This window comes from Peribacillus sp. NPDC101480 (genome assembly GCF_050277335.1).
Classification (GTDB): Bacteria; Bacillota; Bacilli; order Bacillales; family DSM-1321; genus Peribacillus.
This window is the reverse complement of the sequence record NZ_JBNNSB010000003.1, coordinates 519115-536763: the sequence shown is the minus strand read 5'-3', so window position 1 is coordinate 536763 and position 17649 is coordinate 519115. Positions and strand designations below refer to the sequence as shown.

At 41.7% G+C, this 17649-nt stretch carries 16 protein-coding genes; 5 read left to right on the top strand and 11 right to left on the bottom strand.

Translation table 11 applies throughout. The annotated features are described in order from the left end of the window. Position 1 precedes the first annotated feature (1 nt). Positions 2-3820, bottom strand: a complete 3819-nt coding sequence (locus ACQKMF_RS13900; protein WP_427573691.1) for a bifunctional 2',3'-cyclic-nucleotide 2'-phosphodiesterase/3'-nucleotidase — start codon at positions 3818-3820, stop codon at positions 2-4. 453 nt (positions 3821-4273) lie between these two features. Between ACQKMF_RS13900 and ACQKMF_RS13895 the strand changes: the two genes are divergently transcribed. Further along, positions 4274-4759 (top strand): DUF2798 domain-containing protein, encoded by a 486-nt coding sequence (locus ACQKMF_RS13895; protein WP_402943874.1) that lies wholly within the window; start codon positions 4274-4276, stop codon positions 4757-4759. 242 nt (positions 4760-5001) lie between these two features. Here the strand turns inward: ACQKMF_RS13895 and ACQKMF_RS13890 are convergent, their stop codons facing one another. The 3 genes from ACQKMF_RS13890 to ACQKMF_RS13880 all read right to left on the bottom strand — a co-directional run bounded on the left by ACQKMF_RS13890 (position 5002) and on the right by ACQKMF_RS13880 (position 6896). Then, positions 5002-5460, bottom strand: coding sequence for a DinB family protein (locus ACQKMF_RS13890; protein WP_101223586.1), 459 nt, complete (start codon positions 5458-5460; stop codon positions 5002-5004). Between the two features lie 40 nt (positions 5461-5500). Further along, complete coding sequence (locus tag ACQKMF_RS13885) at positions 5501-6319, bottom strand: GNAT family N-acetyltransferase (RefSeq protein ID WP_101223587.1); 819 nt, start codon at positions 6317-6319, stop codon at positions 5501-5503. Between the two features lie 412 nt (positions 6320-6731). After that, positions 6732-6896, bottom strand: coding sequence for a YvrJ family protein (locus ACQKMF_RS13880; RefSeq protein ID WP_081088496.1), 165 nt, complete (start codon positions 6894-6896; stop codon positions 6732-6734). Between the two features lie 156 nt (positions 6897-7052). On the opposite strand from ACQKMF_RS13880, the gene ACQKMF_RS13875 reads away from it, so the two are divergent. Together ACQKMF_RS13875 and ACQKMF_RS13870 are read left to right on the top strand one after the other, a co-directional pair. Continuing rightward, on the top strand, positions 7053-7676 hold the full coding sequence (locus tag ACQKMF_RS13875) for a sigma-70 family RNA polymerase sigma factor (RefSeq protein WP_101223588.1): 624 nt from the start codon (positions 7053-7055) through the stop codon (positions 7674-7676). Beyond that, a complete protein-coding gene (locus ACQKMF_RS13870) occupies positions 7669-7887 on the top strand; it encodes a hypothetical protein (protein ID WP_101223589.1) in 219 nt (72 codons plus the stop codon). The genes ACQKMF_RS13875 and ACQKMF_RS13870 overlap by 8 nt, the downstream gene beginning before the upstream one ends. 57 nt (positions 7888-7944) lie before the next feature. Here the strand turns inward: ACQKMF_RS13870 and ACQKMF_RS13865 are convergent, their stop codons facing one another. The 3 genes from ACQKMF_RS13865 to ACQKMF_RS13855 all read right to left on the bottom strand — a co-directional run bounded on the left by ACQKMF_RS13865 (position 7945) and on the right by ACQKMF_RS13855 (position 12027). Next, entirely contained in the window at positions 7945-10311 is a 2367-nt protein-coding gene (locus tag ACQKMF_RS13865; RefSeq protein WP_427573687.1) for a penicillin acylase family protein, read from the bottom strand. 240 nt (positions 10312-10551) lie between these two features. Continuing rightward, entirely contained in the window at positions 10552-10989 is a 438-nt protein-coding gene (locus ACQKMF_RS13860; protein WP_402943857.1) for a hypothetical protein, read from the bottom strand. Positions 10990-11163: 174 nt separating this feature from the next. Next, the gene (locus ACQKMF_RS13855; RefSeq protein WP_230176224.1) at positions 11164-12027 is read right to left on the bottom strand and encodes an STAS domain-containing protein; all 864 of its coding nucleotides are present in this window, start codon (positions 12025-12027) and stop codon (positions 11164-11166) included. Between the two features lie 146 nt (positions 12028-12173). Between ACQKMF_RS13855 and ACQKMF_RS13850 the strand changes: the two genes are divergently transcribed. Then, complete coding sequence (locus ACQKMF_RS13850; protein WP_230176223.1) at positions 12174-12317, top strand: hypothetical protein; 144 nt, start codon at positions 12174-12176, stop codon at positions 12315-12317. 109 nt (positions 12318-12426) lie between these two features. Here ACQKMF_RS13850 and ACQKMF_RS13845 read toward each other — a convergent pair whose 3' ends face one another. From ACQKMF_RS13845 to ACQKMF_RS13830, 4 genes are all read right to left on the bottom strand, one after another. Then, positions 12427-12756, bottom strand: a complete 330-nt coding sequence (locus ACQKMF_RS13845; RefSeq protein WP_101223592.1) for a hypothetical protein — start codon at positions 12754-12756, stop codon at positions 12427-12429. A gap of 99 nt (positions 12757-12855) precedes the next feature. Then, on the bottom strand, positions 12856-14046 hold the full coding sequence (locus ACQKMF_RS13840) for an MFS transporter (RefSeq protein WP_230176222.1): 1191 nt from the start codon (positions 14044-14046) through the stop codon (positions 12856-12858). Between the two features lie 147 nt (positions 14047-14193). Continuing rightward, complete coding sequence (locus ACQKMF_RS13835; RefSeq protein ID WP_427573683.1) at positions 14194-15516, bottom strand: APC family permease; 1323 nt, start codon at positions 15514-15516, stop codon at positions 14194-14196. 375 nt (positions 15517-15891) lie between these two features. Continuing rightward, entirely contained in the window at positions 15892-16719 is an 828-nt protein-coding gene (locus tag ACQKMF_RS13830; protein WP_101223595.1) for an undecaprenyl-diphosphate phosphatase, read from the bottom strand. Between the two features lie 147 nt (positions 16720-16866). Between ACQKMF_RS13830 and ACQKMF_RS13825 the strand changes: the two genes are divergently transcribed. Further along, positions 16867-17616 carry a glycerophosphodiester phosphodiesterase gene (locus ACQKMF_RS13825; protein WP_402943842.1) on the top strand — a complete coding sequence of 250 codons (750 nt, stop codon included), beginning with the start codon at positions 16867-16869 and terminating at the stop codon, positions 17614-17616. Positions 17617-17649 lie beyond the last annotated feature (33 nt).

The following is a 17649-nucleotide window of genomic DNA, read 5'->3' as shown; positions in this document are numbered from 1 at the left end:
ATTAATTATTGATATTCGTAATCCTGCCTTCAATTTCAGCCGTGATCTTTCCGCCTTTAAAGGTTTCTTTTACATAGTTAACGAATGCTTCCAGGTCAGCATGTCCAAACACACGCTCTTTTCCTTTCAGTACGGTATAGTTATCACCGCCGCTTGCCATGAAATCATTGACGGCCACCGTGTATGTTTCGGTATCCTTGATAGGTGTTCCGTCCGCTTTCTCCAATAAGGTGACGCGTTCCGTGACAGGTTTACTGAAGTCGGCTGTATAGCTCAGTCCAGAAATTTGCAAGGTTTTCGGAGATCCTTCAACGATCCATTGCTGTTGAAGCAGCGTTTTCACTTCCGCTCCAGTCAGTTCCAGCTTAACCAATACGTTTCCGAACGGCTGGATTTTCGCTAAATCGGAAAAAGTGACTTCCCCCTTTGGAATATCTGCACGAATTCCGCCTGGATTCATGAAGGCAAAATCGGAATTCAAATCTGCCTTCATGGAATCGGCAATTAAATTCCCAAGGCCCGTTTCCTGCGTATACGCATTGGTTCTTAAAATTTTCTCATCCGTTGTCCCAAGCGGGGCTTTCAACTCGGGGAACATGTCTAGATAGTCGTTAATGAATTTCGTCGTCCCGGCATCAGGTCTAATGCCATCTTGTGTAACCGTGACAATCTCAGCTGACTTTTTGACAATATCCTTTGTGTTTGGATCGATTTCCAAATCCACATCTTCAAAAGCCGTTCCATAAGAGTAAGCTTGTACAATCAATTTATTATCCACATAGTTGTTGACCTTCGCATGATTATCTCCCGCTAAGATCACATCTACTTCATCATCCACTGCATTAGCAAGATCAGCCACTTCGCCTGTAATGACCCCTTCCTTTTCAGTGCCTGGGTCATGTGAGATGATCACAATCGATTTGACGCCTTTTTCTTTCAACTCATTAACCGCCTTATTTACGGCAGGTGCCTGTTCTATGAATTCTACATTCTTAATGCCATCCGGACTTACTTTTTGAGGTGTGGCATTCGTGACTACACCTATGAACCCAATATCAACCCCGCCGACCTTTTTTATGACGTAAGGGTCCAAAATCGGTTTTTTCGTGTCTTTATATACGACATTGGCAACTACATATGGAAAGTTCAATTTATCGAATACCACATCGGATGTTGGCGACTTTCCGCCATTGATTTGAGCCATCAGGGTTTCTACCCCTTTGTCGAACTCATGGTTCCCGACAGTTCCGACATCGAATTTCATATCATTCAAAAACTGAAGCGTCGGTTTGTCCTGGATTAAAGAAGAAACGGGTGCACTTGCACCTACAGCATCCCCTGCCGAAAGTAAAAGTGTATTTTCAGGGTTTTCAGCTTTACGCTGCTTCAAGTGCGCAGCTAAATAATCGGCACGCCCTTGTTTGATACCGCCAAAATCGGAAGTGGTATCAAGCTGGCCGTGAAGATCATTGATCCCGAGCAGTTGCACCTTAACGTTTTCTTTTCCCAAATTATATTTGTAAATGCCAAAGCCTTTATCATCCTTTTTGCCTGTATAGGAAATCGGGCTGTCTTCATTTAAATATTCCGCACCTTTAGGTGATGAGGTGAAAGTAACGTCCACCTTACCTGAAATCGGGGCAATCGACCAGTTATTATCAGCAGTTGGATTGATTTCACCCTCTTGTGTGATGTAATCCATCAAGATCTGGCGATTTTCATCCGCAGAGTCAACTACATATTCGCTGCCCTTGACTCCCGGGAAGTTCCCCCCGCCCGAAGCACGGTAATTATTCGTCACTACGATGAAATCTTGATTCGGGTCCACTGGTTCACCATTATATTTCAAATCTGCAATCCTGCTTGAATCCGACACTTTTATCCCTTTTTCATCATAGCGCGGAGCTTTGGTGACATCGATTTGATACGTAACGCCGTCAATCACATCAAAGTTATAAACGGCAAACTTTCCATTAAGCAGCTCCTGTTCCTCAGACTTGGCAGGATCGATTGTATTATATTTCCCGGCAGACATTTCTAGCCACTCTTTAACCACGGACCCTTTGATCTTGATGGCCTTCAAGGTATTATCGTATAAATATAAATCACCGGCGCTGCGAATGGTCAATCCGCCTTCCTTGATTTCGGTGAATTCCTCGACTCCATTGCGACCCGCTTTGAAAGGGGCTCCTACAGAGAGAATCGGCAAGTCCTTGTATTCAGGACGGTTGCTTTGGATGTATTTTTCTACATACCATTTCTGTGCGCTCGTCACGACCTGTACGGAAGGATCGTCTTGCACAAGGGCGAAGTAACTATGAATTGGAGCTGTAGTCGTTCCAATTGGCGTGTTGACATACTTGATCGTTCCTTCGTGATCCTTCTTCACGGCTTTGACGACAGATGCATCTTCAGCCGCTTTTTTTCCTGTTATTTTATCGTTGATTGCCCGTGTTGATGAATCGGAATTGACGACTTTCCATTTCCCCTTGATATTCTGGATATCAAGGTCGATGATCCCGAGATTACTGCCGCCATATCCTGCTTGAACGGCTGGTACACCATTGATGGTACCCTTTTTATTATCCACGCCATTAAGGATTTTTCCTTGGCCATCTTTGAATAGGCTGTCTAAAGAAGCCTCATCTTGTGCCGGAAAGACCTTATGGGTATGGGAGAACGTGATGGCATCGATGCCGGATACCTTGCTTAATGAGTAGATGACATCCTCGGTATTCTTGGTGTCGCCATTAAACCCGGAATGTGTGAGCGCCACGATGACATCCGCGCCCTTTTTCTTCATTTCAGGTACATATTTTTTTGCAGTCGTGATGATTTCTTTTGTAATGACCTTACCTTCAAGGTTCGTTTTATCCCAATCCATGATTTGCGGAGGGGCAAATCCAATGTAGCCTATTTTTACTGATTTTTCTTTTCCATTGATGTCCTTTACTTTCTTTGTGACGATTTTATAAGGAGTATATTTATTTTTATCATTCTTTGAATCATTGTCTTTATCTTTTTTATAAACATTGGCATTGACATAAGGGAAGTTCGCATCGTTGATGGCCTCTTCCAAATAAGCTAAGCCATAATTGAATTCATGATTGCCGAATGTGGCCACATCATAGTCTAGCAAGTTCATCGCTTTATAGACAGGATGGACTTCACCCTTTTTCAGCGGCGCTATTTTCGCTTTGTACGTACCTAGCGGCGTCCCTTGAATAAGGTCGCCGTTATCCACTAAAACGCTATTTTTCACTTCTTTTCGTGCCTGTTTGATTAAAGAAGCTGTACGGGAAAAGCCGACAGAGTCCGATACGGCATCCTTATAATAATCATAGCTCACCAGATTAGTGTGTATATCTGTCGTTTCCATGATCCTTAGTTCAAAAGGTGCATCCGAAACGGAGGCTGCCAGGCTGTTGCCGAAGTTACTCGTATTGCCGTTATACTTGGAGACAACCGATACTTTGATCCAATAACCCGATTTGTACGAGTTGAAGTACGCAGAGAACTTTTGGGCCGATTTAATATCCGCCTCAATGGCTGACTGTGAAATGACCTTCGTCCCATTCATTAATTGAAAGACAACGGTTTCATTTCCTTTGTTCCCTTTTTTCGGTGTGACCGTTACAGTCGCTTTGGTGCCTTTTGAGTAATTAACAGTAGGAGCTGAAATCGTAAATGGTTCAGTCTTGGCCGGTTTCTTATTAGACTCTTTGGCGGATGTCTCCCCCGGTACGGCAAATGGGGCTGTAATCAAACTCACAGCAAGAATCGGGGCGAGCATCTTATTAACATGCATTTTGAACGACATACTTCACAACCCTTCTATTTTTGTAAAATGCTAGAATAATATATCATGATTTTGTCGAATAAACGCCAAAATTTACCTTAATATTACGAATTTTGAATAAACAGTACCTTTTACCTATTTTCATTCAGTGAACACGGACCTTTTTTCCTTCAAATATATATAAAGGCTGGCCCATGCACATGAGCCAGCCTGCTTAATGAAATGCTTACTGAAGAATCCAATAAATCATCTAAACCATTGAAACAAATTAATTTCGTTACTATTCTTTATCGTTTTCTTCATCTATTGATTTTTCTCATTCGTTTTTTTTGCCAAGCCTCTATAAACAAGGTTTCATCAAAACAAAAGTGTAATTTAACGTAACTCAAAATAAAAGTCATAAAAATGTCACTTATGTAAAAATTTTTCGGCATATATAATTACATTTATGCTTAAAAGAAAGGATGTTTTTATTTGCCTAGTAATAAAAAGGAAGGCATAATCTTTGGACTTTTTATGTGTTTTGGTATGGTCCTTATTATGTCAGTTTACAACACAGCTTTACACGGCTTGTCATCGTTTACCGTAGGGGGTGCAGTAATTCAATTTGCGGTAACATTTATCGTCGCTTTTATTGCAGAGTCAATAGTTGAACCGAAGGCGCGTAAACTTGCATTATCACTGCCTTATGATAAATCGAAAGAATCCAACTTTATTATTGCAATTGCCTTTTGCATGGTCCCTGTAATGGTCCTTATTATGTCAGTATATGGGCTTATTTTAACTAGTTTAATGATGGGGATTGAGGGTTCAATCTTCATAGCTTACCTTAAAACAGTTTGTCTAAACTTTATCGTGGCGCTACCATCACAGTTACTGATTGTTGGACCAATCTCACGCTGGTTATTAACTAAATACATTAAACCAGCGACACAAAAGCCAAAATTAACAAAAGTTTGAGTGCGTAAATATTAATATATATGACAAATAAATAAAAAGGATTAAGCTAATACGCTAATCCTTTTTATTTAATATGTTATAACCTACTGCGTTAAGACGAAAAATCCCTTATATCATGAATTGACCTGTCCCATCCAGACCAAGGCGTTTTCCTGTGAAGCGACCATTATATCCAATATGGATTCCCTGCTTGTCCTCCTTCCATAATCCCTTTTTTTATTACCAGTTTTAAAACATAAAGACTATAAATCCCGATCTATTAAACTGGCGGATACCGGTTCGATGCCCATCTCCCTCGACCAAATGGACAGCTGGCCTATATGGTGAATTTCGTGCGCTATCAGATGGCGCAGTATCCTGCCTTTTTCGTATGTCCCCTCCATCCAAGCTGGCTGAATCATTCCATTCTCTTCTTCAATAGCATGCGAGTTCAAATATTCAATGATCTCAGAATGATAACTAGCGGATAAATCTTCGACCTTTTCGATCGTATCATAAGCTTCCAAATCGATCGCGACATCAGGCTTCCCTTGTATGGCCCTGATCCAGCTGCATTCGACATCGATAATATGGGCGAGTGTCTTCAATATATTCCCCATCCCTCCTGTGCGCTGCCGTTTCAGCTCCTCATTCGGTAAGGACCGGCACCACTTGAACCACTCATTTCGCACCTGCCAGTTATAATTGAATAAGATCAACATCCATCCCTGCCTCCTAACACTCTTTGTCGTCAAGCATCCTTCAGCCTTTGTATTGATAATAATCCTGTCTTTGAATGGTTTTGAATCCACAAGATTCATAGAGTCTTAAAGCATGCCCATTAGTCGCCTCTACCTCGAGAAAAATATCATATCCCAACTGGCATTGTTCGGCTACGACCTTTTTCAATGCCTTTCTGCCAAGTCCTTTTCCCTGGTATTTTGGCAAAATGGAAAATCCATAAATCCACGCTTCCCGGCCAGAGTGATCAACACGGATCTTACCGACTGCAAGACCACCCTTTTCAATCATCATGGTTTTCAGAGTATCCTCATAGAGGATGCGCTGATAATAATCCTTCGCCTCTTGTTTCGTAAATTGGAAACATTGAATATCCAGCTGAATTTCCGTTTCCTCATCATCCCTCCGTGAAGGGCGAACGACTGCATCACCATAATCATCAAGCTCCGTTTCGGACCATTTCATTTGAAACTCAGAAAAAGCAAACTCACAATTGAGCTGCTTCAAAAATCCTGTCCCTGAATGGGATTGAGCAGGTGAGTTCAAAAGAATCAACTTATAGTTGCGCTCTGCGGCACTCCTTATGGCCTCTTCCATCAGCTTTGTAAAAATGCCTTGCCTACGGAAATCAGGATGCACCATTCCGCACATCTCCACTTTGTTTCCAAAATCGTATAGACCTAGAAAACCAACAAGCTTCAATCCATCATAGTGAAAAAAGTCATTCTTATTCACACCATTTCGACTGCGAAGCGTTTCCCAGTTCAGCTTTAAAGTAAAACCTTCCCGTTCACATTCATGCTGCAGGATCTGAATATCTTCTAGCTGTTGACTTTTCATTTTTTCCCACCCCTTTTCCATATTATCAGTTTATTACCAAACAATAAGAAAAGCAGCACCCTTTTACTCGGATACCGCATACTTCTATAAGTTTATTGATGAATGTTGTTTTTTTAAAAGTATTTTCACTTTAATCCATAAAACTAAAATCGTATGAGGGGAGGATTTCCTATCTAATTCCATTGACGGATGAATTATAGTAGTAAAATGATTCCAAATGACGATTATTTTTTACCTATTTTGTGCTATATTCCAAATAATGGTTTATTATTTTTTTATTTGAGTGTAAGGGAGGGGTTTAGCAAAGTCTTGATTTTCAGATAGTACCCATTTCTTTATACCCGAATTCCGGACCCTTTTTTGAATAGAATCCGAAATTCGGTGTTTATCACCTGGCACATACGCCCTGAGGTTATCGTTTTTTCGTTTTATGAGCGGACTTTTTTAAGTTCTCTACGTCCGTTGTCAGTTCTTTTAATTGTTTACCGAAGCGGAAGAGCAAAAACATAGAAACGACGAATGGATAGCCAAATTCGCTAACTAATGAAACCCACATAGTAGCATCCTCAATCATCATCCTCTTCACCCCTTTTCTTGTATCTGATATCTAAAGTGAAACTTGTTTAAAAAAATCAATCTAGCACTATTGATTCATGGAAAAAAGAACGAATGTTCGTATATAATTGATTTATTCCCCTTGTCTATCACTTTATTAATTAAAGGAGGGATAACAATGAACCAATTAACTTCTCATTTTTTTTCTCATTCATTGGAGTTTCTGCAGCAACAGTACTCATCTTTCTTTGAACAACCCATCATTCAAGTATTTTTACAGAACCCAGAGCATTTAAAGATTTTCACTGAAACTCTTGATTCCCCTTCTTCCCACAACATTTGCCATCTCAACGAGACTTTCAAAATTTTCTATTACCGGGCTAAAGTATACAAATACATGTGCTCCTTAATTTACTTTTTCTCTGTTGATTTTGATAAAAGGGCACGGAAACAGCGGGAACGCTATCGAATGGTACTTGATGCGGCACCAAGGGATACTGGCGGATTCATCGATCGAATCGGCACTATGGACGTTCAACTTGAAAAGATGGGGGAAACGAATGAACTCGCTTCACACATAAGTGATGAAGAGATGATAAAAGCCTTGAAAAAGTTAACAGCCAAACAAAGCCTGGTTCTGACCATGATCTTTTCCTATGGCCTATCCAACAAGGAAATTGCTGCCTATTTCCATGAGTCGCCACAGAATATCTCAAGCATCCGTAAACAAGCTCTAAAAAAACTTCGAAAGCACTATATGGATGAGGTATATGTTAGAAAGGAGAAAAGCCATTGTGGATAAAAAACTGTCAAAAGAAGAATTAATGGATCTAATCGACTCTTTGAATCCTAAAATAAAAAAATCGTTAAAAAACACGAACTATCAAGACCGGAATGATCTGGAGCAAGAAATTAAACTCAAGATCATTGAATCATATGAAAAAATCGCAGCAATCGAGGCCCCAAATTTCGAGGAGTTCCTTGCAGAATTCCTTACTAAGCAAAAACAATGAAAAAGTACCAAGTCCAGAGCAAGGATGCTGGGCTTGGTACTTTTTTTCTGAATATCGTTATGATGGTTTCAATGTCAGCGTATCACCCTTTGGGTCGTCTAAAGTGGTTTTATGATAAGTACCTTCTGCCCAATCGTCAAGCTGATCGTGGTACCACTCACTTTTCACGTTACCTGATTGACCAGGGCCAACAAGGTGATATCCTTGATTCATATCGGCCAGGTCGATGACAAATCTCCAGGACCCGCCATGATTAACGGTTCCATCATCTAAAAATGCCGCCGCCTGTACGGTGACACTGCTGCCGCCTACCGGCATTCCGCCGCCGCTGTTAAATACATAATTTAATGGGGCGACACTCGAGAGCGGGTGGTTAAACCTGACCTGATGATAGTCTCCCCATTCCCAATCAGCTATATCGTCACCTTGTGATTCTCCCAGTTCCGTTAATGTCTCCTGCAGCGACTTGGCAAGCACCTGCTCAAGTCCGCCCGCCTCATCAATCCAAGGGCCCGGCTTACCGTCCAGTGCCCGCCTTAGTAGTTCATCGACGGCCGACCGCCTTCCATTAAAGAGGTTGAGGGTTTCCTCAGGTATTTCTTCCTTAAGCAGAACATCACCTATTTTTCGCATCCAGACATTAAAGATCATCGGTGCCGCTTCATCAACGGAATCAATATGATTCCATTTTTTCAGAATCGTTAGTGCCTGGTCTTCCTTTTTCCCAGATGGACCTTTCAATACCTCCACGAATTGAGGAACAAACTCCTTAGCTTGCAAATTCACTGTATCCATCTGCAGGCTTTGCATATCCTCGGCCGTAAGCTTTTTATTGGCTTTTAAAAACTCCTGTATCCTCATCTGACGGTACGGCTGTGCCCAGTTATTGCTGATGTGGTAAGGATAATCATCTGAGATGACTTTATTATTCGCCGTCGAAATGAATCCCTCTTCCGGATTCACCGTTTTTGGAAGTTCATCAAAGGGAATATAGCCTTTCCACTCAAATTCATCCGTCCAGCCAGGTACAGGCAGCATACTATCGCCTTTTTTCCTGATTGGGATTTTCCCATTCGCCTTATAGGCAATGGTCCCGTCGACTGAGGCAAAGATAAAATTCTGGGCCGGCGTTTCGAATTGCAAGAGGGCCTTTTCGAATTCTTTCCAGCTTCCCGCTTTATTCATATTCAGTACCGCTTCAAGCTCGGCAGATGGATCAAGTGCCGTCCACCTTAATGCAAGCACGGTATCTTTTCCGCTTTTCCCAGCAAACTCGGAGACAACCGGTCCATGGCGGGTAACCGTCACTTTATAGTCGAGTGTTTTACCACCCTTCACCTTTATGGGTTCGTCCAAGATTTCAGCTTTTTCCCAGTTGCCTTTGTAGGAGAATTCTTTCTCGTTTTCCGGGTTTCTCCTCTCAATATACAGATCCTGTACATCCGGACCGGTATTGGTCACACCCCAAGCCACCTTTTCGTTATGACCGAGGATGATGCCCGGAATCCCGGCAAAAATAACACCGCTCACATTGACCGACGGGGCCTCCAAGTGCATTTGATACCAAACGGACGGTGTAGCTAATCCCAGATGGGGGTCATCGGCCAATAACGGCTGACCGGAATCCGTTTTCTTGCCTGAAACTACCCAGTTATTGCTGCCGTTGAATTCATAAGGAATAACGGCCCCGGCAAAACTTTTTTCAATATCCAGTTCTTCCTTGCTGATGATATATGGAGCGCTCTTTGGATAATTAGGGAATAAATCATATGCTTTTTCCTTGGGGAACGTTTGCAGCAAATACTGCCTAAACGCCTGATCTTCCCAGTTCCCGCCTAAATCAAAGGCCATATATTTACCGATGGTCAGCGAATCGACGGGTGTCCACGGCTCTGGTTCGTATCCAAGCAGAGTGAACTCCGCCGGCCATTTCCCATTCTCCTTCAATTCATTGATATAAAGATTTACCCCCTCGGCAAACACATCCAAGGCATCTTTCCCGTCACTTGAATACGCTGCATAAGAGGCTTCAGCCGCCCTCCTCAACCCAAGTGTACGGAAATACTTATCGTTTTTGACGGTTTTCTCACCAATCACTTCACTCAATCTTCCTGAAGCCTGACGCCTGCTTAAATCCATTTGAAATAAACGATCCTGTGCTTGGATATACCCTTGGGCTAAATACAAATCATGTTCATTCGCTGCGTTGATATGCGGGACCCCACTTGAATCCCTCACCACCGTAACCGGTTTCAAAAGACCTGGAAGCGATATTTCCCCCTTCGTTTCCGGCAAGGATCTTGAAAGAAATACATTTGCAGCAATCAAGACAGACAGCAAAAGTATCATCATGATTCCAAAACTCCATAGCACCAGCTTTCTCCACTTCCGTTTTGGCTTTTGCTGAGGTACGGCAACTTCCATCGATTCATCTCCCTCTCTCTCCCCATAAAACTCTCTTTCTTTCTATTTAAGATATTCCGCGTTTCCACCCATCTTTCCTACCAACATCCTTACATTCTCTCTTTTTATTTCAGTAAGGCTGGAAAGGTTCAAGGACAAATTTTTCCTGGGCAAGGTCGAATTTCTACCGCGAAATTGCTCCGATAAACATTAAATCAAATGCAAAAACACCGATACAATGTATCGATGTGGCAGGGAATTCTAGCTATTTGCAATAATGTATTCAATGACTTTATCTGCATCGTCTGTATAAAAGAGAGCTTTATCAAAGTCATGGGCCGCCTTCGTCTCGGCTTCCATGTATTCAATCACGGAAAGGAGACCAAGTAGCCTCTTCCATTTATGAGTTTTCTCGAGAAGTTTTCTTTCCTTTTTTATATCCTCTGGTATGAATTCATTAATGATAAAACATGGGTCGGAAAATGAGGGGTCCCGAAAACGCTCGTTCAAGGCTCGCAATTTATCCCGATCCCATTCGGCCCTTACCAAGTCCGATATGACCGAGACATTTTGGACCGAATCGAGGATGCGTTTGGACAAAATATCATATTCTTCGTCCTCCAAGCCTTTATCCGTCATGATTCCTACACAATACCATTTTTCGTTATGATCAGGTTCTTCATTTTTCTTAAAAAACACTCTTCGTCCACCTTCCTTACACGCTTTACATTATTCACTTTACTTAAATGAAAATCAACATGCCCTTACGCCATTAACTATATCATGAAGAAATATCGATGGACGATAAAGTATGAAAGCTTCCTGGGAACTACATGACATAGAAAAAAGATACCCTAAAATAGGATACCTCCATCATACTGGCTGAAGAGCCAGCCCTCTTTGTTTAAACAGATATTCCAGTGCCTGCCTGAATGATAGGAAGGCTTTTACCTGATTTGCGAAATCAAGTTTGACGATCTCTTTCACGGCATCAGGGGCAAAGCCGACAAACATCGTTTCCGTACCCATCAACGCAAGTGCCCCCACTAATTGATCCAACAGGGAGAGCATATTGCTTTCCTTCGTAAAGTTAATTCCGGAGAAATCCATGATCAGTACTTCCGCATGCAGATCTGCACATTTTTGCAGTACCGTCGATTGCATCGACTCCATTCTCCAATCGTCAATTCGTCCGATCAACGGTAGGAGCAGCACATCCTTTAATACGGTCTGAACGATCGGGGTGGACAATTCCTCCATGACTTCTTGGTTTTCTTTTATCTTCTGCAAAGAATCGTTTGCCATTTTCGCCATTTCTTTATAATGATTCACGTAACTGATACTCACACAGTGTATGAACTGGTCCAGGATTGCATCAATTATCGAGCTTGCCTTTAGCAGAATTTCAATCGAGTAATAGCGATTGCTTACTTCTTCTTCAATGAAACTCCAGAAAAGGTTACGCACAAGCTGAGCTTCCTCAATATTCTTATCTAAAGGAATCCCCATATCCACGATGCGCTTACCTATTTCCATACCCGTTATTTTCATACTTTCCATTGCCTGTGCCTTTCCATGAATCAAGGCATCTGCATGAATTTGAATAAGCTTTGACCGTACCTCTTTACTGGTTTCAAAATCATAGAGCGGTTCCTCTTCTTCAAACAACTCGATATGCTCCACTAAGATATATTTAAATTTTTCAATTTTTTCACCGATCATTCTTAATTCTTCCATGTAGACCTCCCATACAGGGCTTTTATCACATTTTATCAAATAATGAATGGTTAAGGATATAAAATCCTTCTATTACCAATATGATAATAGACGTTTACCCTTTTCTTTATAAGGGTATTATGCTATATGACATTGGAGGGATTATCATGAAAAAAGATCAACAAGACTTCGAATCTGAAAACATGAGCGATTTAGTAGAACTCATAAACAGTAAAAATAACAGCCGCAGAATCTTGGATGTACTACGGCGTAATAAAAAGGCTAAAAGTAAAAGCACAGATAAAAAATGAAAAAACCCAGTCCAAAATGGTCTGGGTTTTTTCATTGGATAAAATAAAAGTGCTGAGTTTGTTGTATTAAGCAATCTCAGCTCTCCCGTCATTAACTATTGAAAAGCCACTACCTTTTTCTCCGGATTTCCTTCACATGGTTTCCTTCAGTGGTAATATAGACTGTTTCATCAATTTTGTATGTTAAATAACGGTCACAATCAATTTCCAACGTTTTCCCATTGCTGAATTTCATTGCGCAATTGGATCCCTCTTCGGTTTCCGTAACATCAATGACTTCGTTCGTCTTAAAACCGACTGCCTTGCCATCGGAGAAATGAGGATAGTATTTTTCAACAATCTCCACCTTTTCCAATCTGCCCGGACTTGTTAAGTATACAACGAATAATATAATTAAAACGGCTATTAACCCAATGAGAATTACTGCTTTTCGATTCACTCTATCTATTACCCTCTTCTCTTATCAATCTATTATTCAATATCCATTTTCACTAGATTATATTCAGCATTCCGGAAAAACATGATAGAAAAGATCATTTTATTTAACGATTCTCTTTTCAACCATCACCACACAAGCGGCAGCCAGGATGATCAGGATCGATACAGCCGAGATGACCCCTCCCCAGCCGAACTTCATCAGGAATATACCGCCTGATGCCCCCACTATACTTGATCCCGCATAGTAGAACAGGAGATATAAAGCGGATGCTTGTGCCTTTTCACTCTTATCAGCCAAGCTTCCGACCCAGCTGCTCGCAATTGAATGTGCTCCAAAAAAGCCAAATGTAAACAGTGCAAGCCCCATTATTTTCAGCAAAAGCGGATCCAATAGGGTTAAAAGGGCGCCCATCAGCATAATAGCGATTCCGGTAAGAAGTACAATCCTTCGGGTATATTGATCGGCGAGCTTTCCCATCCATGTTGAACTAAATGTCCCCACAAGATAGATTATGAAAATGAAGCCAATCAATGTTTGTGATAAATGATATGGCGGTCCCATTAAAGGTATACCCACAAAGTTATAAACGGTAACGAACGAGCCCATTAATAGGAAGGCCATGCCGAATAAGAGTACTAGTCCGCTATTCCTTAAGTTATTGATCAGGGAGGTTTTGATTCTCGACAAAGAGACTCCTGCCCGGACGGCATGCTGTGAAGGCGGAAGCATCCACCAAAAAGCCAGACTGATGATCAAACTTAAAGCCCCAAGGCTTCCAATCGCTATGTTCCATGAGAAATGGTCGGTCAGCACGCCGACAATCAGCCTGCCAGCCAATCCGCCGATACTCGAACCGCTCACATAGATCCCCATCACATAGCCAAGGCTTTTCGGATGAAACTCTTCATTGATATAGGCCATCGCAATTGCCGGGAAACCTGCAAGCACCGCTCCTTGAATCGCCCGTATTGCGATCAGGATGTATAGATCATCCTGGATGAAGCTGACACATATGGATAACAATGCAGACAGAGTGAGCGCCGTCCCCATTATTTTTTTCCTATCGATATTTTCTGAGAAAAAAGAAACAAGCAATAAACAGAGTGCAAGCGTTCCAGTTGCGAAAGATAATGTAAGGCTTGCCATTGCAGGAGAGACTCCGAATTGCTTTGCGAAAACCGGAATGACCGGTTGGGTACTATACAGATCCGCAAACGTTACAAAGCTACCAAGAAATAAAGCCAAGATTGTTTTCCTGAATGATTTACCAGCAGGCTCGATATAATTCACTTTTGTTCAGACCCTTCACTATTTAACTTCCCCCCTATGTTAATACGAACTTCCCGAGTTGTCTATTTCGTCACTTTTGTCCAACGGGAAAGTTATGTTCCAGCTAATCACAAAAACCCTCCACTGCACGCAGTGAAGGGTTTTTCATTAATATGAACGTTTACCATCCCGCTCACTTTCCTTAAGGAGCCAATACACTGGCATACCTATAATGAGGATGATCACCGAGTACAGGGCATTTAAAGGTGTTTGGATTAATGTGCTTAAAACAATGTATATTGCGCCAGCAATCGCCACGATGGGGATGAATGGGTAAAACGGCACTTTATACGTTTTTGCATCCGGATCTTTCCTGCGTAAGATGAAGACCGCAAAGAAAGCTAATCCATAAAAACAGAAGACAGAGAATACGGCCATATTGGTAAGTTTGTCAGGGTCTGTTGCAACCATCATGATGATTGCAATGATCACTTGCAATACCGTCGCATTTATAGGTGTTTTGAACTTGGGCGATATTTTTCCGATTTGTTTATGGCCTGGCATCATTTTATCAGTCGCCATCGCCAAGGTAATGCGTGGAAAGGTCAAAAGCTTTCCGTTCAAGCAACCGAAGATTGAAATCGCAATTCCGATCGATATCAATTTCCCGCCAAATTCACCGAATAAAAGCGTTGCCGCAACATTCGCTGCATTCGTACCATGCGCTATGACTCCCTCCGCCCCCAATACAGAAAGCATGGCAAGATTCACACCCAAGTAAGCGACCATGACCACGACTAATCCCGTTATGATTGCCCGCGGCAGCGTTTTCTGCGGATTTTTCATTTCCCCTGCCATGAAGCCGACATTCATCCAGCCATCATACGCCCAGAGCGTAGCCAAAATCGCACCGGCCATACTGATTTTCATTGAACTTTCGCTATCGACATTGAATACAGGCATATCACCTTGTGCGATACCGAACACCGCTATGAAAATAATTGGGATCAATTTAGCAACGGTTGATAAGGTTTGGATGATACCGCCGTATTTTGTACCCAGCAAGTTCATGCCTGCTATGAATACGATCGTAAGAATCCCTATCGCCAAAGAGTAGCTTGAAGCGATCTTAAATATTCCTGCAACTAATAACCCGAAGTATAAACTGAGTGCGCCCATGACAGCAGGTCCGTATACCAATGTCTGAACCCAGCCGCATAGGAATCCCCATGCTTTACCGTACACTTCTTCCATATAGACATATAAGCCGCCCGTTTTAGGAATCCGTGTACTCACTTCCGCAATCGTCAACCCGCTTGCAAGGGTAATCAGACCGCCTATCAGCCAAGCTAACAAAGCCATGGTTGAATTACCGCTCAATTCAAGCACGTCACCAGGTCTCATGAAAATACCAGAACCGATAACTGTTCCAACTACAATAGATGTTCCAACCCAAAAGCCAATCGTTTTCTTCAATTGGTCATTTCTCATGTTGTCCTCCCCAGGTGTACACATGTACTTTATTTATACTAAAATTATATCATATAAATTATATGGAAATAGTTTATGTAATCATTTGAATATTACAAAAAATACTCAAACACGTTGGTACCATTACGCTCAGGGAGCTTTATTACATTTATATTTTTTTTACTAATTATGTCTGGAACTACACTAAAAACCGAATATTTTTTTATTATAAAAGGAATTATTGATATTAAACTCAATAATAACGAATTAAAAACTCAAAAACTCAATTATCATTCGTCATGAATTTCATGGGAATCCTGCCTATTTTCGGACACATAAAAAAGCCACCCCGTATCGACGGGGTGGTCACTCTCCTCTTTCAAGCTTCATTTCGTATTACCAAATAATGAATAGAAGCACAACCGCCAAGACGATCCGGTAAATGGCAAAAGGAGTCAATTTAACTTTATTGATTAAAATCAAGAAAAAGCGGATACAGAATAATGCAAAGATAAATGCACTGATGAAACCTGCAATAAAGAACGGCAGAACTTCAGGTGTGAAGCTTTCCCAGTATTTCACGATTTTCAACAAGCTGGCACCAGCCATGATCGGCACTGCCATGATGAATGTGAAATCGGAAGCCGCCCGATAGCTCATACCCAAAAGCACTCCACCTGAAATGGTCGAGCCTGAACGTGAGAATCCCGGCCATAGTGACAAACATTGAATTAACCCTACACCAAAGGCCTGTTTATAAGTGATTTGGTCAACCGTCTCTGCAGTCAGCTTTGGACGGAATTTATCCGCAGCAATCATCAAAAATGCGCCTAAGAACAATCCGACGATAACCGTCTTCATCGTAAATAAATGATCATCAATATAATCTTCGAATAAAAGACCTAAAACGCCCGCCGGCAACAATCCGACAATGATCTGCAATAGGTTAAGCTTTTGGCCGTTCACAGCCGATGTGCCTTTCAGCTTCCTTAAACCAAGCAAGTCCATGAATCGTCCCCAGAAGAGCACGACAACGGCGAGTATCGAACCAAGCTGGATGACCACCTTGAAGGCATTGGCCACTTCACTCCCGAAAAGTTCTTTCGAATTCAGCCATAAATCATCAACGATAATCATATGCCCTGTAGACGATACAGGAGCAAATTCAGTTAATCCTTCCACAAGACCAAGGATAACTGCAACAAAAATTTCCCACATATTCATTTTATTCACCTCATAATTCGAACACCTATTTATGGAAATATCATATGTATTTTACTCGTTGTTTAAAATATTGTCTATTAAACATTGCTGAAACAATTCAAGCGTACATGTATGATAGGGTTCAAGATAAAGTTTAAAGGGGAAGTGATGATTTTGCAAAACATATTGATTTTCGCCCATAGAGGGTCCAAGGGTACGCATCCTGAAAATACCATGGCAGCATTTCAAAAGGCGGCAGAAATCGGGGCAGAGGGGATCGAGTTCGATGTCCACCTCAGTTCTGACGGGGAATTGGTCATCATCCATGACGAAACACTTGATCGAACGACCACCCTTACAGGTTATGTAAAAGATCATTCGGCACAAAAACTGAAAACGGCTGATGCCGGGAGTAAATTTTCCAATGAATTCCTTGGGGAGCGGATTCCTTTTTTAATGGACGTTTTCGACTGGGCTATGGGAAATGCTTTATTGATGAATATCGAAATCAAAACGGATAAACTCGCTTACAAAGGAATTGAACAGAAGATCATTGATTTAATTCGTCAATATGGAATGGAAAATCGGGTGATCCTCTCTTCCTTCAACCATCAATCCATTGAAAAAGTGAAGATGCTTGCCCCAGATCTTGAACGTGCATTATTGTTCGAGGGACTACCTGAAAACTTCGAAGAAATCTTACGTGATAAAAAAGAGTCGGGTTTTCATCCAGATAAAAACAGCTTGACTCCAGCAGTTAGAGAAAAAGCGAAAAAACTTGGATATAAAATCCGGCCTTGGGTCGCCAATGATGAAGTCGACATCGTCAGGCTGGCAGGGTTGGGAGTCGACGTCATCATGACTGATTTCCCTGAAAAGGCAATCAAGATTTTAAAAGCTTGGCAGCCACATGGCTGAACAATGCGAAAGAGAAGGAGCAATGCCCCTTCT

Excerpts from the sequence above, each read along its gene's own strand:
- ACQKMF_RS13885 (WP_101223587.1), bottom strand. The coding sequence starts at position 6,319 with ATGAAAAGTCAACAGCTAGAAGATATTCAGATCCTGCAGCATGAATGT.
- ACQKMF_RS13865 (WP_427573687.1), bottom strand. The coding sequence starts at position 10,311 with ATGGAAGTTGCCGTACCTCAGCAAAAGCCAAAACGGAAGTGGAGAAAG.
- ACQKMF_RS13875 (WP_101223588.1), top strand. The coding sequence starts at position 7,053 with ATGAACCAATTAACTTCTCATTTTTTTTCTCATTCATTGGAGTTTCTG.
- ACQKMF_RS13825 (WP_402943842.1), top strand. The coding sequence starts at position 16,867 with ATGATTTTGCAAAACATATTGATTTTCGCCCATAGAGGGTCCAAGGGT.
- ACQKMF_RS13835 (WP_427573683.1), bottom strand. The coding sequence starts at position 15,516 with ATGAGAAATGACCAATTGAAGAAAACGATTGGCTTTTGGGTTGGAACA.
- ACQKMF_RS13850 (WP_230176223.1), top strand. The coding sequence starts at position 12,174 with ATGAAAAAAGATCAACAAGACTTCGAATCTGAAAACATGAGCGATTTA.
- ACQKMF_RS13890 (WP_101223586.1), bottom strand. The coding sequence starts at position 5,460 with ATGTTGATCTTATTCAATTATAACTGGCAGGTGCGAAATGAGTGGTTC.
- ACQKMF_RS13830 (WP_101223595.1), bottom strand. The coding sequence starts at position 16,719 with ATGAATATGTGGGAAATTTTTGTTGCAGTTATCCTTGGTCTTGTGGAA.
- ACQKMF_RS13855 (WP_230176224.1), bottom strand. The coding sequence starts at position 12,027 with ATGGAAGAATTAAGAATGATCGGTGAAAAAATTGAAAAATTTAAATAT.
- ACQKMF_RS13880 (WP_081088496.1), bottom strand. The coding sequence starts at position 6,896 with ATGATGATTGAGGATGCTACTATGTGGGTTTCATTAGTTAGCGAATTT.
- ACQKMF_RS13900 (WP_427573691.1), bottom strand. The coding sequence starts at position 3,820 with ATGTCGTTCAAAATGCATGTTAATAAGATGCTCGCCCCGATTCTTGCT.